At 39.3% G+C, this 21,521-nt stretch carries 20 protein-coding genes and 1 tRNA gene; 17 read left to right on the top strand and 4 right to left on the bottom strand.

From position 1 onward, the window contains the following. Nucleotides 1-96: 96 nt before the first annotated feature. Together H5119_RS10710 and H5119_RS10705 are read left to right on the top strand one after the other, a co-directional pair. Nucleotides 97-1,251: a serine hydrolase gene (locus H5119_RS10710; RefSeq protein WP_182702210.1), complete on the top strand. Its 1,155-nt coding sequence runs from the start codon at nt 97-99 to the stop codon at nt 1,249-1,251. After that, nucleotides 1,248-1,742 carry a histidine phosphatase family protein gene (locus H5119_RS10705; protein WP_182702209.1) on the top strand — a complete coding sequence of 165 codons (495 nt, stop codon included), beginning with the start codon at nt 1,248-1,250 and terminating at the stop codon, nt 1,740-1,742. The genes H5119_RS10710 and H5119_RS10705 overlap by 4 nt, the downstream gene beginning before the upstream one ends. A 108-nt stretch (nt 1,743-1,850) precedes the next feature. On the opposite strand, the gene yhbY is transcribed toward H5119_RS10705, so the two are convergent. After that, nucleotides 1,851-2,147, bottom strand: a complete 297-nt coding sequence (yhbY, locus tag H5119_RS10700) for a ribosome assembly RNA-binding protein YhbY (protein WP_077538615.1) — start codon at nt 2,145-2,147, stop codon at nt 1,851-1,853. 88 nt (nt 2,148-2,235) lie between these two features. On the opposite strand from yhbY, the gene rlmE reads away from it, so the two are divergent. From rlmE to H5119_RS10660, 8 genes are all read left to right on the top strand, one after another. Beyond that, nucleotides 2,236-2,865, top strand: a complete 630-nt coding sequence (rlmE, locus tag H5119_RS10695; RefSeq protein ID WP_007377784.1) for a 23S rRNA (uridine(2552)-2'-O)-methyltransferase RlmE — start codon at nt 2,236-2,238, stop codon at nt 2,863-2,865. 66 nt (nt 2,866-2,931) lie between these two features. Continuing rightward, nucleotides 2,932-4,875 carry an ATP-dependent zinc metalloprotease FtsH gene (ftsH, locus tag H5119_RS10690; protein ID WP_259398982.1) on the top strand — a complete coding sequence of 648 codons (1,944 nt, stop codon included), beginning with the start codon at nt 2,932-2,934 and terminating at the stop codon, nt 4,873-4,875. Nucleotides 4,876-4,951: 76 nt separating this feature from the next. Beyond that, nucleotides 4,952-5,797, top strand: a complete 846-nt coding sequence (folP, locus tag H5119_RS10685) for a dihydropteroate synthase (protein WP_182702207.1) — start codon at nt 4,952-4,954, stop codon at nt 5,795-5,797. Beyond that, the gene (gene glmM, locus H5119_RS10680) at nt 5,797-7,146 is read left to right on the top strand and encodes a phosphoglucosamine mutase (protein WP_138585522.1); all 1,350 of its coding nucleotides are present in this window, start codon (nt 5,797-5,799) and stop codon (nt 7,144-7,146) included. Before folP ends, glmM begins: the two co-directional genes overlap by 1 nt. Before the next feature lie 72 nt (nt 7,147-7,218). Further along, entirely contained in the window at nt 7,219-7,968 is a 750-nt protein-coding gene (gene tpiA, locus H5119_RS10675) for a triose-phosphate isomerase (protein WP_182702206.1), read from the top strand. 1 nt (nt 7,969) lies between these two features. Further along, nucleotides 7,970-8,323: a preprotein translocase subunit SecG gene (gene secG, locus H5119_RS10670; protein WP_138585520.1), complete on the top strand. Its 354-nt coding sequence runs from the start codon at nt 7,970-7,972 to the stop codon at nt 8,321-8,323. 71 nt (nt 8,324-8,394) lie between these two features. Further along, nucleotides 8,395-8,479, top strand: a tRNA-Leu gene (locus H5119_RS10665). Between the two features lie 200 nt (nt 8,480-8,679). Beyond that, nucleotides 8,680-10,305, top strand: coding sequence for a methyl-accepting chemotaxis protein (locus H5119_RS10660; protein WP_182702205.1), 1,626 nt, complete (start codon nt 8,680-8,682; stop codon nt 10,303-10,305). Nucleotides 10,306-10,756: 451 nt separating this feature from the next. Here H5119_RS10660 and H5119_RS10655 read toward each other — a convergent pair whose 3' ends face one another. Continuing rightward, a complete protein-coding gene (locus H5119_RS10655) occupies nt 10,757-12,307 on the bottom strand; it encodes a PAS domain-containing methyl-accepting chemotaxis protein (RefSeq protein ID WP_182702204.1) in 1,551 nt (516 codons plus the stop codon). 631 nt (nt 12,308-12,938) lie between these two features. On the opposite strand from H5119_RS10655, the gene gshA reads away from it, so the two are divergent. Together gshA and H5119_RS10645 are read left to right on the top strand one after the other, a co-directional pair. Beyond that, a complete protein-coding gene (gshA, locus tag H5119_RS10650; RefSeq protein WP_182702203.1) occupies nt 12,939-14,516 on the top strand; it encodes a glutamate--cysteine ligase in 1,578 nt (525 codons plus the stop codon). A gap of 137 nt (nt 14,517-14,653) precedes the next feature. Beyond that, on the top strand, nt 14,654-15,262 hold the full coding sequence (locus H5119_RS10645; protein WP_077538608.1) for a transglycosylase SLT domain-containing protein: 609 nt from the start codon (nt 14,654-14,656) through the stop codon (nt 15,260-15,262). 202 nt (nt 15,263-15,464) lie between these two features. On the opposite strand, the gene H5119_RS10640 is transcribed toward H5119_RS10645, so the two are convergent. Next, nucleotides 15,465-16,733: an HlyC/CorC family transporter gene (locus H5119_RS10640; RefSeq protein WP_157604317.1), complete on the bottom strand. Its 1,269-nt coding sequence runs from the start codon at nt 16,731-16,733 to the stop codon at nt 15,465-15,467. Between the two features lie 61 nt (nt 16,734-16,794). Then, nucleotides 16,795-17,601, bottom strand: a complete 807-nt coding sequence (locus H5119_RS10635; RefSeq protein ID WP_182702202.1) for an inner membrane protein YpjD — start codon at nt 17,599-17,601, stop codon at nt 16,795-16,797. 251 nt (nt 17,602-17,852) lie between these two features. Between H5119_RS10635 and ffh the strand changes: the two genes are divergently transcribed. From ffh to rplS, 5 genes are all read left to right on the top strand, one after another. Then, a complete protein-coding gene (ffh, locus tag H5119_RS10630) occupies nt 17,853-19,232 on the top strand; it encodes a signal recognition particle protein (protein ID WP_077538606.1) in 1,380 nt (459 codons plus the stop codon). Nucleotides 19,233-19,493: 261 nt separating this feature from the next. Beyond that, entirely contained in the window at nt 19,494-19,742 is a 249-nt protein-coding gene (rpsP, locus tag H5119_RS10625) for a 30S ribosomal protein S16 (protein WP_011327633.1), read from the top strand. 17 nt (nt 19,743-19,759) lie between these two features. Beyond that, on the top strand, nt 19,760-20,296 hold the full coding sequence (rimM, locus tag H5119_RS10620; protein WP_007378357.1) for a ribosome maturation factor RimM: 537 nt from the start codon (nt 19,760-19,762) through the stop codon (nt 20,294-20,296). Further along, nucleotides 20,296-21,063 carry a tRNA (guanosine(37)-N1)-methyltransferase TrmD gene (gene trmD, locus H5119_RS10615; RefSeq protein ID WP_138585702.1) on the top strand — a complete coding sequence of 256 codons (768 nt, stop codon included), beginning with the start codon at nt 20,296-20,298 and terminating at the stop codon, nt 21,061-21,063. Before rimM ends, trmD begins: the two co-directional genes overlap by 1 nt. Nucleotides 21,064-21,096: 33 nt before the next feature. After that, nucleotides 21,097-21,456, top strand: a complete 360-nt coding sequence (gene rplS / locus H5119_RS10610) for a 50S ribosomal protein L19 (RefSeq protein ID WP_007378355.1) — start codon at nt 21,097-21,099, stop codon at nt 21,454-21,456. Nucleotides 21,457-21,521 lie beyond the last annotated feature (65 nt).

The following is a 21,521-nucleotide window of genomic DNA, read 5'->3' as shown; positions in this document are numbered from 1 at the left end:
CCCACTAAAGCATAATAATTGCCGTATTGTACGTTAGTCCAAACAAAACTTCATGATATTATGTGCGCAGATAAAGTTAAAAGATAAAATTATAAAATGAAGTACCTTAACCCTTTACTGTATTGGTTTGCCGCAGTGTGTTTATTATTTAGCTCGGTAGGTTTTGCAGCAAAAGCAGATCCTGACTGGAATGCATTTGTAAAAAAATACGGTCGCTACGCAGAGAAAAAACTAAAAAACAAAGGTATTCCAGGTGCTGCCTTGTCTATAGTGAATACAAAGAACCGAGATTATATTCATACTATGGGCTTAACTAAAGTGCCCAATGGCAAAAAAGTAAACGCGCACACCCGCTTTAGATTAGCATCTGTATCTAAAACGTTTGCAGGCTCGTTGGCTGCTCAACTAGCCGCCGAGGGCCTACTTAAATTAGATAGTCCAATTAGTGAATATATTCCTGATTTTAAAAACACGAATTATAAAAACGATTTAAAAGTGTTTCATATTTTAAGCCATTCAAGCGGCTTGGTTCCAAATGCTTACGACAATTTGATTGAATCGCCTATGAGTTCCCCCGATATTGTTCAGCAGTTACTAAATATTGAACCAATCTGTAAACCTGGACGTTGTTATGGCTATCAAAATGTTATGTTTAGTTTAATTAATGAGGTTATCTTAAAAAGCACAGACAGAAGCTACACTAGCTGGTTAACTGACACGATATTTAGTCCCCTAAAAATGGCTGATGCCAGTTTAGGTTATAACGCAATGGTAAAAGATCGTAATTATGCCTTGCCGCACGTACGTGGTAAAAAACGTTGGTATAGTACCAAGCTTAAAAAAAATTATTATAAAGTTGGGCCCGCAGCTGGCATTAACGCAAGTGCCAGTGATATGGCTATTTGGTTAAAAGCACAATTAGGTCAGTACCCTGACGTTTTATCACTTGATGCATTGGCAATTCAAACTCGTCCTTATACTTTGACAAAAAAAGAACGCCATAGGCGCGTATGGAAAAAGTATTTAGAGGACACATTCTATGGGTTAGGGTGGAGAATATATAATTATGCCGATGAAATACTTTATTATCACAGTGGTTGGGTTCAAGGATATCGCAGTGACTTAGTTGTTTTCCCTCATTTAAACGTTGGTTTCAGTTTAATAATAAATGCAGAAACCGGTGCAATTAATGAATTGACGACGGAATTTATTAATCGCTTATTAGAGTATAAACGAGGTCAAAAAATATGAATGTTAAAAATATAATGATGCTATTTTTACTCGCGTTACTGAGCTGTGATTCAGTATTTGCAGCGCCGGATGAAATTTATTTATTCCGCCATAGTGAAAAATCATCAGGGGAGAATCCTAGCTTAACAGAATTGGGTGAAAAGCGTGCGCAGAGTTTGATTAGTCTATTTGAAAAATATAATGAAGTTCAGTTATTTAGCAGCAACTACAAGCGCACATTACAAACAATAGCGCCATTAGAAAAGTACTTTAAGACTAAAGCTGAGGTATATAATGCAAGTGATTTAATTGCACTTCAAAATACATTCCTTGATTTAGATGGAGTTGTGATTGTAATTGGGCACAGTAACACTACACCTAAGCTTGCAGAGTTACTCTCAGGTGACAATGTTGGGCCAATGCATGAAACAGATTTTACGCGTTACTTTTTATTAAATAAAAATAATGAGACGCATAAATATGATGTAAGTGATTTAACCATGAACTTTTAGGCTCCAATAGCTATCAATTGAATCTTTCAATCCACAAAGATTAACACGGCCTAGAACAAAAAAAACCAGCGTTAACTGGTTTTTTTATATGCGAAATAAAATACTATTTTAGTTACGTGGTAAATGTATTTTTTTCTCAGCGCTTTGACGGTAAAGCACGATAGTATGACCGATTGTTTGTAGCTTAGTCGCACCTGTTTCACGAACTATAGCTTCAAAAATAAGTGCTTTAGTCTCACGATCGTCAGTTGGAGCTTTAACTTTAATCAATTCGTGAATTTCTAATGCGCTTTGAATTTCCATTACTACGCCTTCGGTTAAACCGTTAGAACCTAGTAAAACTACAGGCTTGAGGCTATGTGCCTGACCTTTTAAAAACTGCTTTTGTTTGTTTGATAATGTCATGTTTATACAAATTTTGCTGAATATGGCTTGAATTAAGGGTATTCTACCGCCATCTAAAGAATATTACTAATTAGTTGCGTGTTAATTTATGACAAATAAAAAACAGTCAGCCAGTTCACAGCGATGGCTGAAAGAACATTTTGATGATAAATATGTTCAAGAAGCGCAAAAAAAAGGCTGGCGTTCTAGAGCCGTTTTTAAATTAGATGAAGTCCAAAATAGAGATAAAATACTGCGTCCAGGTATGACCGTAGTTGATTTAGGTGCGGCTCCTGGTAGTTGGTCTCAATACCTAGCTGAAAAAGTGGGTGATAAAGGTCAGGTAATAGCGTGTGATATTTTACCAATGGACTCTCTTGCCGGTGTTGACTTTTTACAAGGTGATTTTCGTGAGGAGGCGGTATTAAATGCGTTATTAAAACGCATTGATGGTAAAAATGTTGATGTGGTATTCTCTGACATGGCACCAAATATGAGTGGTAATAATTCAGTTGATCAAGCTGGTAGTATGTATTTGGTAGAGCTTGCACTAGACATGTGTAGTCAAGTACTAAAGAAAAATGGCGCATTTATTGTAAAAGTATTCCAAGGTGAAGGCTTTGATCAATACTTACAAGACGTACGTAATAGTTTTAAAGTAGTGAAAATACGTAAACCTGATGCCTCGCGTGCCCGTTCTCGGGAAGTATATATAGTAGCGACTGGATACAAACTGTAGTACAGTTGCTTGGCGTTTAGTTGAATTTAAATTAATTGGATACAAGAGGTTAACCCCTTGAGCGATATGGCGAAAAATTTAATACTATGGCTGGTCATTGCAGTTGTGCTGATGTCAGTCTTTCAGAGCTTTAATGGCGGCGATCAAGTAGATCGTCAAACAAGCTACAGTCAATTTGTTAAAGATGCCCGAAATGGCTCTATACAAGAAGTGGCAATTGAAAGTACCAGTGGCACAATTACTGGCACTAAATCCAGTGGCGAGCGTTTTCAAACGATTATGCCAATTTACGATAAAGACATTTTAAATGACTTACTTAAAGGCGATGTCATTGTGAAGGGTGTTAAACCTGAAGAACAATCGTTTTTAGCAAGTATATTTATTTCTTGGTTCCCGATGATATTGCTTATTGGTGTATGGATATTTTTCATGCGTCAAATGCAAGGCGGTGGTGGTAAAGGGGCTATGTCGTTTGGTAAGAGCAAAGCGCGCTTAATGAGCGAAGACCAAATTAAAACAACCTTTGCTGATGTTGCAGGTTGTGATGAAGCAAAAGAAGATGTTACCGAACTGGTAGACTTTTTACGTGACCCATCAAAATTCCAAAAGCTAGGCGGTAGTATTCCTAAGGGCGTACTAATGGTCGGCCCACCTGGTACTGGTAAAACACTCCTTGCAAAAGCGGTTGCCGGTGAGGCGAAAGTCCCATTTTTCACAATTTCTGGTTCAGACTTTGTTGAAATGTTCGTAGGTGTTGGTGCATCACGTGTGCGCGACATGTTTGAGCAAGCTAAAAAAGCAGCGCCTTGTATTATCTTTATCGATGAGATTGACGCTGTTGGTCGTAAACGTGGTGCTGGTATGGGCGGCGGTAACGACGAACGTGAGCAAACACTTAACCAAATGCTAGTAGAAATGGATGGTTTTGGTGGTAACGAAGGTATTATCGTTATCGCAGCAACTAACCGACCAGATGTATTGGACCCTGCATTACTTCGCCCAGGTCGTTTTGATCGTCAAGTAGAAGTAGGTTTACCTGATATTCGTGGTCGTGAGCAAATACTTAAAGTACACATGCGTAAAGTGCCATTAGGCGATAACGTAGAAGCGGCTCTTATAGCACGTGGTACGCCAGGTTTCTCAGGTGCTGATTTAGCAAACTTAGTCAATGAAGCTGCGCTTTACGCAGCACGTGGTAATAAGCGCGTTGTAAGTATGGCTGAGTTTGATGCTGCTAAAGATAAAATCATGATGGGTGCTGAGCGCAAGACCATGGTGATGAGCGAGCAAGAGAAAGAGATGACGGCTTACCACGAAGCAGGCCATGCAATTGTTGGCCGTATGGTGCCGGAGCATGATCCTGTTTATAAAGTATCTATTATTCCACGTGGCCGAGCGCTCGGTGTAACAATGTATCTACCGGAACAAGATCGCGTTAGCCATTCAAAAGAGCTTTTAGAATCGATGATTTCTAGCCTCTATGGCGGTCGTATTGCTGAAGCACTTATTTATGGTGCTGATAAAGTAACAACGGGTGCAAGTAACGATATTGAGCGAGCTACAGATATAGCGCGTAAAATGGTTACGCATTGGGGTTTAAGTGAAAAACTAGGCCCGTTACTTTACGCTGAAGATCAAAACGAAATGTACATGGGCGGTGGCAGTAGCCGTTCATCAAGCATGTCGGATGATACAGCAAAAGTAATAGATGCAGAGGTTCGATTACTATCTGATCGTAACTATCAACGAGCAGAAGAAATATTAAAAGAAAACATTGATATTCTTCACTCAATGAAAGATGCGCTGATGAAATATGAAACTATTGATGCTAAGCAAATTGATGATTTAATGGCACGCCAACCAGTGCGAGAGCCGCGTGATGCACACGATCGCCACGAAGCAAAACCTGTAAAAGCGGAGGAACCTCAAGAGCCAGTAGTTGATGAAAGTCAAAAATTGGATGATTCATCAAAAAAAGATGAAACAAACCTTGATGATAAAGCTGAATAATCGTTAAAATAGTTAATGAAAGCCCCGAACTTCGGGGCTTTTTTGTATCAGCGATTTAGAAAAATAAAGGTTGGCAATGACTAGCACATTAACTCTTCCAAGAGGGCGTACACTCAATCTTGAAAAACCCGTTATTATGGGGATATTGAATGTAACGCCGGATTCGTTTTCTGATGGTGGGCAATTTTTAAAGCCTGCTGAAGTGTTAAAGCGTGCGATGCAATTATTAGATGACGGTGCGACAATTTTAGATATCGGGGGTGAATCAACTCGCCCAGGTGCCCCCGATGTAACGCTTGAAGATGAACTTGCCCGAGTAATTCCAGTCATAAGAGTAATTCGTGAGCAAAGTGACTGTATTATCTCAATAGATACAAGTAAAGCGCAAGTAATGGAGCAAGCAATATTAGCAGGAGCTGATATTGTTAATGATGTGCGCGCACTACAAGAACACGGAGCGTTAGAGGTCGTTTCTCAGTTTAAAGATGTAGCTGTTTGCTTAATGCATATGCAAGGACAACCTCGTAGTATGCAATCAGCCCCTCATTACGATGATTTATTTGCCGATATCAACACATTTTTTACTCGGCGTATTAAAGCCTGTGAAACAGCGGGAATTAAGTTAGAACAACTTATTCTAGATCCTGGTTTCGGGTTTGGTAAAACGCTTGCTCATAACTATGAAATATTAGCTAAGTTTGATGATTTTAATAAATTTGATTTGCCATTGTTGGCAGGGTTATCACGTAAATCGATGATAGGTAATTTGTTAAATAGAGACATAAACGAGCGATTAGCGGGCAGCCTAGCAGGCGCGTTAATTGCAGCGCAAAATGGCGCAAAAATTATTCGTGTACATGACGTAAAAGAAACTGCAGACGTACTCAATGTATATCAAGCCTGCACACAAGGAATTTTATAATGAAAGAAAGAAAGTATTTTGGCACAGATGGTGTGCGTGGATTGGTAGGCACTCCACCAATTAATCCTGAATTTGCGATGAAATTAGGTTGGGCTGCAGGACGAGTGTTATCTCAAAGCGGTACTAAAAAAGTAATCATAGGTAAAGATACACGTATTTCAGGGTATATGCTTGAAACAGCACTTGAGGCTGGCTTAATTGCTGCCGGTATTGATGTTATATTACTTGGCCCTATGCCGACGCCTGCTGTTGCATATTTAGCACAGACATTTCGCGCTGAAGCAGGGATTGTAATTAGTGCTTCACATAATCCATATTATGATAATGGTATTAAGTTCTTTAATGGGCAAGGCCTAAAGCTCGATGATGCTGTTGAGCTTCAAATTGAAGCTATGTTAGATGAACCAATGACGTGTGTTGCTTCAGACAAGCTAGGTAAAGCGAGTCGTTTGCCTAGCGCTGATGGCCGTTACATTGAGTTTTGTAAAAGCCAGTTTCCACAAGGGCTATCGCTAGAAGGTTTAAAAGTAGTTGTTGATTGTGCTAATGGTGCCACCTATCACATTGCACCCTCAGTTATGCGTGAATTAGGCGCAGAAGTAATAACCCACGCATGTGAACCCAATGGTGTAAATATTAATCATGAGTGTGGCGCTACACATGTAGATACCTTAAAACGCAAGGTGCTTGAGTTAAAGGCTGATGTTGGTATTGCTTATGATGGCGATGGCGACCGTGTGATGATGGTTGATCACAATGGTCGTGTATTTGATGGCGATGATTTAGTTTATATTATTGCTTGTCAGGCTGCTCAAGATGATAACCTAGGTGGTGGTGTTGTTGGTACTGTAATGTCTAACATGGGTTTAGAAAATGCCTTAAAAGCTAAAGGAATCGAGTTTGAACGCAGTAAAGTGGGTGACCGATATGTAATGGAGCTGCTACAGCAAAAAGGCTGGAAAATTGGTGGAGAGAGCTCTGGTCACGTTCTAAATCTTGATTTGATAAGCACGGGTGATGGTATCATTTCAAGTTTACAGGTATTAGCTGCAATGGTTGCACAAAATCGTACATTACAAGATTTAGGGGCAGGCTTTACAAAATACCCAATGAAAATGATTAATGTGCGCTATACGCCAGGAACAGATCCGACTAAATCATCTGAAGTGCTGGCAGCTGTTGCTGAAGTAGAGCAAACATTAGGTGAAAAAGGGCGTGTATTACTTCGTAAATCAGGAACCGAGCCAGTTGTTCGCGTTATGGTTGAAGCAGAACAAGAAAAGATTGTAATCGATAGTGCGCAAAAAATCGCAGCTGTTGTTGAATCTATGAGCAAACACACTGATTGATAACAATAACCGCTTGTATTTTTGGGCGATAAAAGTTAATATCTCGCCCGTTTTCTAATGTGGAGTGGAAAAATGGCAATACGCAAAGCGATGGTCGCAGGCAATTGGAAAATGAATGGTTCTTTAGAACTAGTTAAGCAAATGTCTGACGCTATCAACAATGTTAAATCTAAAAAGATAGACGTTGTATTATTTCCTCCGTTCCCATTAGTTTCAGCGCTCATTGCAAGTGGTGTATCTACTGGAACTCAGACTATTTCTGAGTATAAATCTGGTGCTTTTACAGGTGAAGTTGATGCACAACTAGTTAAAGACTTAGGGGCAGAGTATGTGCTTGTAGGCCACTCTGAACGAAGAAGTATTTACAATGAAAGCAATAGTACTGTGGCTGAAAAGTTTTCACGTGCTCAACAAGTCGGTTTGACTCCTATTTTATGTGTAGGGGAAAGTGAATTTGAGCAAGAGAATGGTAAAACAGAACTTGTCGTTGCTGCACAAATAGATGCTGTAATTGAGAAATTAGGTGTAGCAGCATTAAAAGATTCTGTGATAGCATACGAGCCCGTTTGGGCCATCGGCACAGGTAAAACGGCGTCGCCAGAACAGGCGCAAAACGTTCATAAATTTATCCGTGATAAAATTGCTGCATTAGATAGTGATTTAGCACAAGGGCTTACCATTTTGTATGGTGGTAGCGTAAATGAAAAAAATAGCGAATTATTATTTGCACAAACAGATATAGACGGCGGCTTAATTGGCGGTGCTAGTTTAAAAGCAGATTCATTTTCTGCGATCTGTGAAAGTGCGAAAGGAACCCTATAAGATGTACGAAATTTTATTAGTAGTTTATTTAGTAGTTGCTTTAGCTTTAGTTGGCATGGTTTTAATCCAACAAGGTAAAGGCGCGGATATGGGTTCGTCATTTGGTGCTGGCGCTTCTGGGACTGTTTTTGGTTCATCAGGTGCAGGTAACTTTATGACAAAAACAACAACAAGTTTAGCCACTGTGTTTTTTGTTTTGAGTATCGTTTTGGGTAACCTTACAGCTAGTCAAATCAAAAAAACTGATGAGTGGGAAATTTTACAAAAAGCACCGTCAGCTGAAACAGTAATTCCTGTTGAAGAAGATGTGCCAGTGACAGTTACTCAAGATAAAAATTCAGATATACCTAATTAATAATTAATTGTTAAACGATTTATATTCCTCAAATAAATCACTAGATTTAACAGTTAAGTAAAAGTTCAAATGCGGATGTGGTGGAATTGGTAGACACGCCACCTTGAGGGGGTGGTGCTTTCGGGCGTGGGGGTTCAAGTCCCCCCATCCGCACCAAATTAATAAGCCAGTAACAGCAATGTTACTGGTTTTTTTTTACTGAATTTTGAAATGGAACGTTTTTTGAGCACTCGGTTGCTGCTAATTGCATTTAATTTCAAAAAAAGCATAAAAAAACTAGAAATATTAAAAATATAGTTAACACTTATAGGTATTGAGCCGATAATAGATCTAGACAATAAAATAGGGTAAACAGTATGGCTTCAGGCTTCTCTTTTCAAAATCTAAGTATTACTAAAAAAATACATGCAATAACGAGCATAGCTGTTATTGCATTCCTACTGATCGTTTTGATCAATTACTTTGCGATGAATGATAACAGAGTGTCGCTTGATGAAATGGAGAAGTCATCTTACAAAGTCGTAAAACTAACCTCATCAAATGTAACCCTTTTAGAAAAACTTGATGAGTTATACACCCAAGCAGTGACATTTGGTGAGCAAGAGCTTGTTATAAAAGCAAGTGATACTTATAAAATGCTTGAATCAAACATAGAACTAATAGAGCAAATAAATCCCTCTTTCGTTAACAGCACAACAAAAAAAGAACTCGTTAATTACGAAAGAATATCTTCTAGCATTGCAAATGGAATGGTTAATGGCGGAGCTGATTTTAGTAAAATACAGCAACAAGCTAAATTAAAAACAACCTTATATAGCTCAGTGTTAGAAAGTTTTAAAGGTGCACAGCAAAAAGCGGATGATAGATTTTTTGAATTAGTCGGGAATACCCGCTCTCGCTCTGATGATGCCCTCACTTTGATGCTTGTTGTTTCAGTTGTGTCTCTAACGTTGCTTTTGTTTATGGCTATTTGGATTGCCAAAGGGATCGGTTCATCAGCGAGTGATGCCGCAAATAACTTAAGCTTACTTGCAAGCGGTAAGGGCTCTTTAAGTACGCAGTTAACAGTAAACTCAGAAGATGAAATTGGGCAAGTGTCAATTAACTTCAATGCGTTTATAGCCTTACTTAAAGATACTGTACTTGAAGTAATTGCAGTATGTGAACCGTTAATGGAAAACTCAACACGGTTAATGCAAGGCATGGAACAAGCTGAAAAGGCTACAACAAAACAAACCACTGACGCAGAAATTGTTAAGCAGTCAATGGAAGAAATGAAGCAGAGTGTTGGTGATATATCTCAATCAGCAGGTAATGCGTCACATGCGGTTCAAACTGCAGAAAAAGAAGTAGAACAAAGCCGCTCTCAAGTACAAATGTCTGTAACTGCTTCACGCACTCTTAGTGATGAGATAAATCAAGCAGCTACAACAATCAATAAACTTGCAGATGATACAAAAAATGTGTCACAAATTTTGAACGTAATTACTTCAATTGCTGATCAAACTAACTTATTAGCGCTTAATGCTGCAATTGAAGCTGCACGTGCAGGTGAGCATGGTCGTGGTTTTGCCGTTGTTGCTGATGAAGTTCGTGAACTTGCCTCTCGCACAGCGCATTCTACTAATGAAATTCGTGAACTATTAGGCGCACTAACTAAAGCAGCTAATGAGTCGGTTACAGCAATGACTTCGGCTCGTGATATGGCAACCGACAACGCGACGGCTGCTGAGAAAACAGGTATCTCAATTGAAAAAATTGCAGAGCAGATGCTAGAAATTAATGGTATGAACTCACAGATTGCAGCTGCGACTGAAGAACAGACCTCTGTTGCCGCTATGGTTGTTGAGAATGTATCTAATATGCATGTGTCATTTGAAGACACCATGGATTCATTGCTAGCAGTACGTGATGTAGCTAAAAACCTACATTACTTATCGGATAATCTGCTAGACGCGACGGCTAAATTTAGAATTGAGTAAGTGATAGCTTTAATAGCTATCAAAAGTAGATAATAAAAAATGGGCTAATTTATAGCCCATTTTTTTAACTAATTTCCGTAGTATTTTAATACAAGCCTTTTGTATTGATCCACTTAATTAAGTGAGCTATTTGAGGTAAGAAAATTTTGTTAATAACAAGGAAAAAACCTCGTTATTTAGTTGCTCTCGGTAATTACTCTTGCATTGCTCTACCTCTTGCGTCATGCAGTTGTATATCAGAAGTTTTTAACACCATTTGCGTCAGATTAAATCTTTTTAATTAAGTATTACCAGCGAATAGCTATTATTAGCCTGACTGGAGGAATTAAATTTATAGGGAATAACCACATAAGGTATTTCTTTTATAAAAAAAGGCCCGTATAGGGCCCAGTTTGAAATAAAGCAATGCGTAGAACTTAGAGACAGTTTAAAGTTATAACCAGAGTAATTGTTATTTGGCGGTAAAAGTAAGTAAAAGATCATTTACCTTACGTGAGCCCTCAACTAGCTCAGCGGCTCCTTTTGCGACATTAAAGCTCAAGTTTAAGTTATCGTCACCAAGCTCTTTAATCTGTGTTACGTTGCCGCCAATGTCACTACTAACAACTTGTTGCTGCTCTGCTGCTGCAGATATTTGAGTCGCTAGTTGAGATATTTCGCTTATTTGCAAAAATATACCATCAAGCTCTACTTGAGTTTGATCTGTTGTACTAACACAACTATCAGCTTGTGTTTTAGTATCTTGCATTATTTTAGACCAGCTAAATAATGTGTCTTGGATTTCTTTTATTGAACTATGAATCTGAGCTGTTGCATTTTGAGTGCGAGATGAAAGTGCACGCACTTCATCAGCCACAACGGCAAAGCCACGACCATGCTCACCTGCACGAGCAGCTTCGATAGCGGCATTAAGCGCAAGCAAGTTGGTTTGTTCGGCAATACCCTCGATCTCACTCATTACTTGACCGATCTTATCCGCTTCAGAAGCTAAACTGTTTGCTGTTGTAGCTGCTTGTTCTACTTGCGTCGCTAAGTCAGAAACCATCGAGCTATTGCCAGCAATATGTTGTTTTATATCAGAACAACTTTGATGCGTAAGATTTACTTTATCAGCTGTATGGTGAGTATTATTAGATATTTCACCAATAGTTGAGCTCATTTGTAGCATTGCCGAGGCTATTTGTTCTAAGCGCTGTCCTTGTGAGGCGATACCTTTTTCCGTTAGTGTTGATTGTTCATCTAGGTGTATCGCTATATTATTGAAATTCAGTGTTGAATCTCTCATTCTGCCAAGTACAGTTCGTAATTTTGCGCTAAGCATTTGCTCTCTATAATCACTCACACTATGTGGATTACTTCCACTAAAAATGTAGCGAGAGACCGAATCGAACTTTGCTTTTTGGGTGTTTAATATCTTGGGTGTGGCAATTAATTCATCATAATTGAGCGCTATAACTAAAACACACACAAGTGAATTAATTAACGCAGCACTCCAAGAGGCCAATATAGCAACAGAAACTAACCAAGCGATTAAGCCAATAAGTGTAATGCCTTGTCTAAGATTTGTTTGCTCGCGAAGGTTGAACAGTGATTTACCCGCGTTTATTTTATTATAAAGGTGCTGGGCGCGTTGCTTAAGCTGTTCACTTGCTTTACTTCTTACTGATTGATAGCCAATCAATTGCCCGTGCTCAAAAATAGGCGTCACAAAGGCGTCTACCCAGTAGTAGCGTCCATCTTTGCAACGATTTTTTACCATACCTCGCCAAGAATGACCTTGCTTTAGTATCGACCACATTTCTTTAAATGCGGCCTTAGGCATATCTGGATGACGTACAATATTATGGTTTTTACCTATTAGCTCTTCTGGGCTATATCCTGCGATAGCACAAAACTCTTGATTAGCGTATGTAATTACACCTCTTAGATCCGTTGTAGAAACGAGCTCTTGTGATTCATCAAAGTGAACCTCTTCATTTATTAAGCTTTTATTATTGCGCATTGTATTTACTGTCATCCTTTAATGTTGTCGCTATTATATTGCTTACTGGGTACAAAGCAAAAAATCGAACCAATCTATACCTGCTTACAATTTATATCTTACACTTTTATGATCTACATCAAGTCTTTTTGAATTAAATTATAACTATTGAAATTGCTTTGAATTATTTTTATCTAAATTCTGGTCTATTACGCAGGTTAACTTAATACTAAAGTTAACCTGCATCCGTTTAGGCTACAAAGAGTTAATCGCCTCTAGGGGGGAACCCAATGAACAGCGTATGTTTGGCATTTATTCTAATCGCCTATTTATGGGGGATAACCACACTGCATAGGCTCTGCCTTGCCTAAATACCAAATAGGCTGCTGCAAATTTAACCTTGAAAGATAAACAGGGCCTAATATGTTTTATAATAAATTGGTTAGTTGCCCAGCAAAGCAATTGTATAATGTTAAGAGCAGTGGCAGTATGACGATTTATTGCATGGTGTAATTCATATCACGCGTATGTTCAAAACAGGGCAAACGATCATTGGTAAAAAATTGTATCGTTCTTAGCAATTTAATCTTGAGTAATAAGTGACTAGCCCCCATAACCCTATGATTAAGCCACGTGGCCCGAGGAAATATTTTTGACAACACATGATTTAACAAATGCGCTTAATGCGTTATCAGCTGAAAAGCACCACAACGCAGTTAAAGGCATTAAACGTGGCATTGAACGAGAGTCGCTAAGAATACAAAGTAATGGCGTGATATCTCCTAAAGGACACCCTACAGGGGTGGGTAGTGCGTTAACTAACGGTCACATTACAACTGACTTTTCTGAATCATTACTTGAGTTTATTACCCCTGTTAGTGATTCGTCGTCGCAAACTCTTAAGCAATTAAAAGATTTACAAAAGTTTACGTTAGAAAAAATGGGCGATGAACTGCTTTGGCCTATTAGTATGCCATGCTTTATCGAGCATCAAGATGATATTGTTTTAGCTCAATTTGGCAGTTCCAATACAGGTAAAATGAAAACACTCTACCGTGAAGGGTTAAAAAATCGCTACGGTAGTATGATGCAAGCCATTGCGGGTGTACATTTTAATATTTCTTTTCCAGATACCTTATGGCACTCGCTTCATTCGCTAGAACAAAGCAATGCAAGCATGCAAGATTTTATTTCTGATGGTTATTTAGCACTTATCCGAAACTTTAAGCGCGAACTTTGGTTAATTAGTTATCTATTTGGTGCATCGCCGGCCTTATGCAACTCATTTTTGCAAGGGCGAAAAACTGAGTTACCCTTTAAAAAATTGGGCAAAGGCACACTTTATTTAGAGGTGGGCACAGCGCTGCGTTTAGGTAATCTAGGGTATACAAATAGCGCACAATCATCTTTACGTGTTATGTATAATTCGCTTGATGAGTATGTAGCAGGGCTTAAAAAAGCAATTAATACGCCATCAGATATTTACAGTAATCTTGATGACTATACCAGTGCAGCACCAAAGCAACTAAATAAAAATATACTGCAAATCGAAAATGAATTTTATTCACCTATACGCCCTAAACGCAATGCTAAAAATGGTGAAACGCCAACAGATGCATTACTTAGAGCGGGTATTGAGTATATTGAAATTCGCGCACTAGACGTCAACCCATTTAGCGAAGTGGGTATTGATATAGAGCAAATTCACTTTCTAGACGTTTTTTTGACGTATTGCTTATTAAAAAATTCACCACAAATGGATTGGAAAGAACAAGCGTGTAGTACTGAAAATCTCGATACGGTTGTAAATCAGGGGCGCGAAGAAGGGCTCATGCTTAACTTTAATAATGAATCACGTAGTCTTCAATCATGGGGAGGTGAGATATTTTCTCAATTAAGTGAAGTAGCAGTGTGGATGGATAATGCTTACGGTGTTGATTATTACTCAAGTACAGTAAAGCGGATGGCTACATGGATCCATAACCCAGCATTGACCTATTCGGGGCGTTATGTGGCAGAACTAAAAGAGTCTGGTTTAGATAATGGACATTTTGCTTTAGCGTTGGCTAATAAGTATAGGAAAAACCATGCTGAGGCCCAGTATAGTGAGTTTTTAAAGCCTTGGTTGGAGCAACAAGTTGTAGAGTCTAATGAGGCTCAGGCAGCGATTGAAGGGGCTGATACGCAATCGTTTACTGAATTTTTGGATGCGTATTTTAAAGGGAAATAATTGGCTGTTAGTTAAAATAAAAAAACGCAGCCCTTAAGTGGCTGCGTAAATATTCTTCAGGGATGAAACAATGCTGTACTGCTGCATTATAAAATCAGACCTACACATTTTATAAAAGTTCAGTGAGATCTTAAAATATGAAAAAAAACACAATTATTTTATCTCTAGCGCTGACTATAGCTGGCTGTGCAACCGCTCCTCCAAAGCAACCTAATGATATTTGTAAAATTTTTGAAGAAAAGTCAGATTGGTATTACGACGCAAAAGACGCTCAAGAAAAGTGGGGCTCTCCAAAGCACGTACTCATGAGTATGATGTATCAAGAAAGCTCGTTTAAACATGACGCTGCCCCACCCATGGAATATTTTTTATGGATAATCCCAACGGGGCGTGCCAGTGATGCTTATGGTTATTCACAGGCCAAAACGCCTACGTGGTCTGATTATATTAGAGAGACGGGGAACAGTGGCGCAGATCGGGACGACTTCGATGATGCAATTGATTTTATGGCATGGTTTGTTTATAAAACTCACAAAGTGAATGGTATTTCTAAATGGGATGCTTACGCACAATACCTTAATTATCATGAAGGGTGGGGCGGCTACAAACGTGGTACTTATAAAAGGAAAAAGTGGTTAATGAGCGTCGCTAACAAAGTGAAACATCGTGCGAGTCGTTATGGCGCACAACTTAAACGTTGTGAGGGGTCTTTAGATAAGGGGTGGTTAGAGCGGTTGTTCAGCTAAGCTTATAAATAGTTAACCTGAACTCTGGATAATAAATCTATCTCGAGCAGCTATTTTCAGCGCTAATTGCGTTGAATTTACTTGCAATAGGCCCGCTATTGACGCGTAAATTCGCCTTGTTTTCACTAAAAATCTCTTAACCAGAGCTCAGGTTAGTTAAAGTTATTTATGAAAAAGGAGCCAACTGGCTCCTTTTTTGGTTTTAACGGCTTCGCTTATTCGGCTGTATTTTTACCTGTTTGATCATGTTCTCTTTTACTTCGAGCACTTCAACAGGGTAACCTGCAATACGTAAACTAATGTTGGCATCAGGAATATCTTCTAAATATTCAACAATTAAGCCGCTAAGTGTTTTAGGGCCGTCGAGCGGAAATTCCCAACCCATTTCTTTGTTTAAATCGCGAACGTTAGCACCACCATCAACAATAAAAGAACCATCTGTTTGAGTGGTTACTTCTTCACTTGGTGTCCGTGTTTGTGTTGTTGTAAAGTCACCAACGACTTCTTCAAGAATATCTTCGAGTGTAACTAAACCTTGAATATCACCGTATTCGTCAACCACTAAACCAATACGCTCTTTAGATTGTTGGAATTTTAAAAGCTGCGTATTGAGCGAAGTACCTTCAGGTATAAAGTAAATTTCGCGTACAGCACGCAATAGCGATGGTTTATCAAATTGTTCTTTTGTAAGTAGCCTAAGCGCATCACGCGAATGAATAAACCCAACAGCATCATCAATATTATCTCTATAAAGTAATACACGCGTATGTTGAGAATGCGTAAGCTGACGGCTAATTAGTTTCCAGTCGTCATTAATATCAATCGCCACAATTTCGTTGCGTGGGATCATAATATCTTCAACGGTGACTTGCTCTAAATCTAAAATTGAAGTTAGCATGCTTTGGTGACGGGCGGGTAATAGAGCACCGGATTCGTTTACCACTGTTTTTAATTCTTCTTTACTCATGCTGTGTTCGTCGATTTGAGCGGCACTAATACCAAATAACCGCAGTATTCCATTGGTCATCCAGTTAATAACAACAACAAAAGGGAATAGAATTTTAAGTAACCCTTTGAGTATTATTGAACTTGGAAAAGCAACTTTTTCAGGATATAAAGCGGCAAGTGTCTTAGGAGTCACTTCGGCAAATATCAGCACAACAAGTGTGAGTGCACCTGTAGCAATAGCGATACCTAAATCACCATATAAACGTATACCAATAATAGTGGCAACTTGCGCCGCTGCTATATTGACTAGGTTATTGCCGATTAAAATTAAACCAATTAATCTATCTGGACGGCTGAGTAATTTACTGACTCGCTTAGCTGCACGATGATCTTGTTTAGCAAGATGTCGCAGGCGTATACGATTGATTGACATGATCCCAGTTTCTGAACCGGAAAAATAAGCAGAAAAAAGTACCAATAAACCTAAAATGATAAATAGGGTACTTGTCGATATGTCGTCCAACGATGGATCCTTTTCTTATAAATCAATGCGTATTAAGCTAGAGTGAGCTTGCAGAGTCAAGTTAAAACTTATTAAGTATCACTTCTTGTATGAAACGGCTGCCAAAATAAGCAAGTGTGAGGATAAATGCAGCGACCATGATGGTAATAACAACGGGTTTTCCTCTCCATCCTTTTTTCATATGACCTAATGCAACGACTGCAAATATTACCCAAGCGAGCAAAGATAGTATCGTTTTGTGGATAAATTCTTTTGCAAACATCCCATCAAGAAAAACAAAGCCAGATATTAATGCAAAAGTAAGCAGTACAGTACCTAAGTTAAGCAGTTGGTATAATTGACGTTCAACAACCATAAGAGGTGGTAAATGACTATGCACTATGGCTAAATCTTTACGTTTTAAACGCTTATCAATAAAGTAAAACTGAACCCCGTATAAAGTAGCAATAATTAAAATACAATATGCCAGTAAAGATAAAGAAATATGAGTGACTAAGCCAATTTCAACTTGCAAGCTTTGCAAAAGCAAGTGGTGAGGGATAAATAAGCTTGCAATGCTTAATAATGCGGCAAAACCATATACAACAGGGAGTAACAAGGTTGCAGGAAACTTTAACGATACGGCCGTGACAGATACAACGATAACCCAGCAGGTTAGTAAAGCCACATTAACGATACTTAAATCTTGGCCGTCGGCACGAAAAACAGAGTTTACCAACAATAGCATATGCGCCAATATAGCAACCGTACTCAGTACTATAGTGACTTTTTGGCTTGGTCCTTGTTGGTGAAACAGTCGTGAAAGCACGTGAGACGTTGCTAGCACATAAAATAAACTGGCAATAATAGTTAAACTAATAATCAGCATAATGCTTGGGCCACTTAATTTGAATCAAAAAAATTCTTGTTGTTATGTGGCCATTGTATTTTATAGCAAAGCAAATGCATAGACCTTAAAAAAAGAAACTCAACTACTAGCACTTGAACACTGTATTGTCCGCCACCATTTACGGTATACTGTTTTTAATTCAAATTTAATAATATCAATATCGTTAATTGAACGGCCAGACTAAGCGGTCGTGTGATTAGATTGATATAACGTCTTATCGGAACCGATACATGTTTGAGAACCTCCAAGAACGATTAGGTAAAACCTTAAAGAATATCAGTGGTCGAGGCCGCCTAACAGAAGACAACATTAAAGACACTCTTCGTGAAGTGCGTATGGCTTTTTTAGAAGCCGATGTGGCGTTGCCTGTTGTTCGTGATTTTGTAAAACAAGTGAAAGAACGCGCCGTTGGTGTGGAAGTTACTAAAAGTTTAAGCCCAGGCCAAGTATTCGTGAAAATCGTCCGCGAAGAACTTGAAAAAGCAATGGGTGAAGCCAATGAAGAACTGAGCTTAAATGCACAACCACCAGCGGTTGTAATGATGGCAGGTCTTCAAGGTGCAGGTAAAACCACGAGTGTTGCAAAACTAGCTAAGTTTTTAAAAGAGCGTAAGAAAAAATCGGTGCTTGTAGTCAGTGCCGACGTATACCGCCCTGCGGCAATCAAGCAGTTAGAAACACTTGCAGCTGAAGTTGATGTTGATTTTTTCCCAAGTGATATCTCGCAAAAGCCGGTAGATATTGCAACAGCTGCTATCTCTCATGCAAAAAAGAAATTTATCGATGTAGTACTTGTTGATACCGCTGGTCGTTTACATGTCGATAGTGACATGATGGATGAGATTAAAGATCTCCATAAAGCAATCAACCCAATTGAAACATTATTTGTTGTTGATGCAATGACAGGCCAAGATGCCGCCAATACAGCAAAAGCATTTGACGAAGCATTACCACTTACCGGTGTTATATTAACAAAGACCGACGGTGATGCGCGTGGTGGTGCCGCTTTATCTATTCGCCATATCACGGGTAAACCGATTAAATTTATGGGTGTTGGTGAGCGTACTGATGCATTAGAGCCTTTTCATCCGGACCGTATAGCGTCGCGTATTTTAGGTATGGGTGATGTACTTTCATTAATCGAAGAAGTCGAGATGAAAGTCGATAAAGAGCAGGCTGCCAAAGTTGCGGAAAAAGTATTTAAGGGGGCAGGTTTTACGCTTGACGATTTTGCCGATCAACTTAAACAAATGAAAAGCATGGGCGGTATGATGTCTATGCTTGATAAACTGCCTGGTATGTCTAATTTACCCGATGCAGTTAAAGGGCAAATGGGTGATAAAACGTTCATTCAAATGGAAGCAATTATTAGCTCTATGACGAAAAAAGAACGTGCTCGTCCTGAAATCATTAAAGGTTCGCGTAAAAAACGCATCGCAGCGGGCTCTGGTACACAAGTACAAGAGATCAATAAGTTGCTCAAGCAGTTTACCCAAATGCAAAAAATGATGAAAAAGATGAAAGGCAAAGGCGGCATGATGAAAATGATGCGCGGTATGAAAGGCATGTTACCTCCAGGAATGATGGGCGGTGGTGGGCCTAAATTTTAAAATTAGCTCAGCGCTATTTTTTAGGATCAAAATAATATTCAATAAAAAAGGAGCAAATTGCTCCTTTTTTATTGAATAAATTATGCGCATTGTACATAGTTAATCCTATTTCTTCGTTCAGATCACAATTTAACCTACTAAACTGTCTTTTTGGTTCACTTCTTACTTGCGTTATTGCCAAAAACTCGTACAATTCCCCAGCTCCCCATTCTGGGGAGTAAATCTTATTAATGAAAACAGTCAATCTTTATAGAGGACGGTATGGTAACTATTCGTTTGCAACGTGGTGGCGCTAAAAAACGCCCTTTCTATCAAATTGTGGTTGCGGATAGCCGTTTCTCGCGTGACGGTCGCTTCATCGAGAAAGTAGGCTTTTTTAACCCAATTGCTGCAGGTCAAGAAGAAAAAATTCGTTTAGATTTACCACGTGTTGAACACTGGGTAGGTCAGGGCGCATCTCTTTCAGATCGCGTAGCTAAGTTAGTAAAAGACGCTCGTAAAGCGGCTTAATAGGCGTAAGTGTAACCATGAGTCAAGAGAACACCTCATCAATAATTGTCGTAGGAAAGCTCGGTGCCCCATATGGTATAAAGGGCTGGCTTAAGGTACATTCATTTACTGATGATCCCATAGGGATCTTCGATTTCAGCCCGTGGTTGATAGGGCAGCAAGGTAAATGGCAGTCCTTAGAAGTGGTCGACTGGCGTCGTCACAACAAAGGCTTTATCGCTAAATTTGCGCAGGTAAACGACCGAGACGAAGCTATGGCTTATACCCATGCCGAAATCTCAATGGATTCAGCGCAATTACCAGAACTCCCGCAAGGTGAGTTTTATTGGCGAGATCTCATTGGCATGTCCGTTGTAACTGATAAAGGTTATGACTTAGGCATTGTTGATGACCTAATGGAGACAGGATCAAATGACGTACTAGTTGTGAAAGCAAACAGTAAAGACGCATTTGGTCAAGCTGAGCGTTTAATTCCTTTTTTAACTGATTCAGTTATTAAAGACGTTAAATACGATGCAAGAGAAATTACCGTAGACTGGGATCCTGGGTTTTAATGACGCAAACTAGTTCATTATGGGTAGGGGTGATAAGCCTTTTTCCAGACATGTTTGATGCAATTACCCAGCAAGGGGTTACCGGTCGCGCAGTAAAAAGTGGTTTAATTGATTTTAACTGTTGGAATCCACGGGATTACGCTTTAGATAAGCATAGAACAGTGGATGATCGCCCTTACGGGGGCGGACCTGGTATGTTAATGATGGTTGAGCCATTAAAAAAAGCCATTCTTGACGCTAAAAAAGCGGCTGGTGATGGTGCTAAAGTAATTTATATGTCCCCACAAGGGCGCAAACTTGATCAGCAAGGAGCAAGCGAACTCGCAAGCTCTAAAAAACTGATTTTGATTGCCGGTCGCTATGAAGGTATAGATGAGAGAATAATAGAATCATATGTTGACGAAGAATGGTCAATTGGTGATTTTATTTTGAGTGGTGGTGAACTACCTGCCATGACATTAATTGACGCAGTAGCGCGATTAGTGCCAGGCGTGTTAGGTCATAACCAGTCAGCAGAACAAGATTCGTTTTCGGATGGCTTGTTAGATTGTCCACACTATACACGACCAGAAACATTGGACGACAAACAGGTTCCTGCTGTATTACTCAGTGGCAACCACCAAGAGATAGCAAAATGGCGGCTTATGCAGTCATTAGGCCGAACTTGGTTACGACGTCCTGACTTGTTGCATAACCTAGCTCTGACTGAGGAGCAAGCGGTATTACTCGCGAAATTTCAGCAAGAGTACCAAAAAGCTTGTGGCTAGAAGACAGTTACACCTAGGAAAGTGAGAAACATAATGGCAAAAGTAAACCAAAATATTATTAAAGCGCTTGAAGATGAGCAGCTTAAAACAGACGTACCTACATTCGGCCCTGGTGATACAGTGGTTGTACAGGTAAAAGTAAAAGAAGGTGCTAAAGAGCGTCTACAGGCCTTTGAAGGTGTTGTAATCGCTAAGCGTAATCGTGGTCTTCACTCAGCATTTACAGTTCGTAAGATTTCGAACGGTGAAGGTGTTGAGCGTGTATTCCAAACGCACAGCCCTCTTATTGATAGCGTAACAGTTAAGCGTCGCGGTGCAGTTCGCCGTGCTAAGCTTTACTATCTACGTGAGCGTTCTGGTAAATCTGCACGTATTAGAGAAAAACTTAACTAATACGCGCTGTTTATCAACGCAAAAAAACGGGTTGCATCCTTCGGGTTGCAACCCGTTTTGGTTTT

It is taken from the genome of Pseudoalteromonas sp. SG45-5 (genome assembly GCF_014164085.1).
In the GTDB taxonomy this organism is placed as follows: domain Bacteria; phylum Pseudomonadota; class Gammaproteobacteria; order Enterobacterales; family Alteromonadaceae; genus Pseudoalteromonas; species Pseudoalteromonas aliena.
Note: the sequence above shows the minus strand (reverse complement) of the source record. Positions and strands in the feature narration are given on the sequence as shown.

What these genes read in the sequence shown, in the direction of transcription:
- ffh (WP_077538606.1), top strand. Translation starts at nt 17,853, where the DNA reads ATGTTTGAGAACCTCCAAGAACGATTAGGTAAAACCTTAAAGAATATC.
- glmM (WP_138585522.1), top strand. Translation starts at nt 5,797, where the DNA reads ATGAAAGAAAGAAAGTATTTTGGCACAGATGGTGTGCGTGGATTGGTA.
- rlmE (WP_007377784.1), top strand. Translation starts at nt 2,236, where the DNA reads ATGACAAATAAAAAACAGTCAGCCAGTTCACAGCGATGGCTGAAAGAA.
- rplS (WP_007378355.1), top strand. Translation starts at nt 21,097, where the DNA reads ATGGCAAAAGTAAACCAAAATATTATTAAAGCGCTTGAAGATGAGCAG.
- secG (WP_138585520.1), top strand. Translation starts at nt 7,970, where the DNA reads ATGTACGAAATTTTATTAGTAGTTTATTTAGTAGTTGCTTTAGCTTTA.
- H5119_RS10660 (WP_182702205.1), top strand. Translation starts at nt 8,680, where the DNA reads ATGGCTTCAGGCTTCTCTTTTCAAAATCTAAGTATTACTAAAAAAATA.
- H5119_RS10655 (WP_182702204.1), bottom strand. Translation starts at nt 12,307, where the DNA reads ATGCGCAATAATAAAAGCTTAATAAATGAAGAGGTTCACTTTGATGAA.
- folP (WP_182702207.1), top strand. Translation starts at nt 4,952, where the DNA reads ATGACTAGCACATTAACTCTTCCAAGAGGGCGTACACTCAATCTTGAA.
- trmD (WP_138585702.1), top strand. Translation starts at nt 20,296, where the DNA reads ATGACGCAAACTAGTTCATTATGGGTAGGGGTGATAAGCCTTTTTCCA.
- H5119_RS10645 (WP_077538608.1), top strand. Translation starts at nt 14,654, where the DNA reads ATGAAAAAAAACACAATTATTTTATCTCTAGCGCTGACTATAGCTGGC.
- H5119_RS10705 (WP_182702209.1), top strand. Translation starts at nt 1,248, where the DNA reads ATGAATGTTAAAAATATAATGATGCTATTTTTACTCGCGTTACTGAGC.
- rpsP (WP_011327633.1), top strand. Translation starts at nt 19,494, where the DNA reads ATGGTAACTATTCGTTTGCAACGTGGTGGCGCTAAAAAACGCCCTTTC.
- tpiA (WP_182702206.1), top strand. Translation starts at nt 7,219, where the DNA reads ATGGCAATACGCAAAGCGATGGTCGCAGGCAATTGGAAAATGAATGGT.
- yhbY (WP_077538615.1), bottom strand. Translation starts at nt 2,147, where the DNA reads ATGACATTATCAAACAAACAAAAGCAGTTTTTAAAAGGTCAGGCACAT.
- ftsH (WP_259398982.1), top strand. Translation starts at nt 2,932, where the DNA reads ATGGCGAAAAATTTAATACTATGGCTGGTCATTGCAGTTGTGCTGATG.
- H5119_RS10710 (WP_182702210.1), top strand. Translation starts at nt 97, where the DNA reads ATGAAGTACCTTAACCCTTTACTGTATTGGTTTGCCGCAGTGTGTTTA.
- rimM (WP_007378357.1), top strand. Translation starts at nt 19,760, where the DNA reads ATGAGTCAAGAGAACACCTCATCAATAATTGTCGTAGGAAAGCTCGGT.
- H5119_RS10635 (WP_182702202.1), bottom strand. Translation starts at nt 17,601, where the DNA reads ATGCTGATTATTAGTTTAACTATTATTGCCAGTTTATTTTATGTGCTA.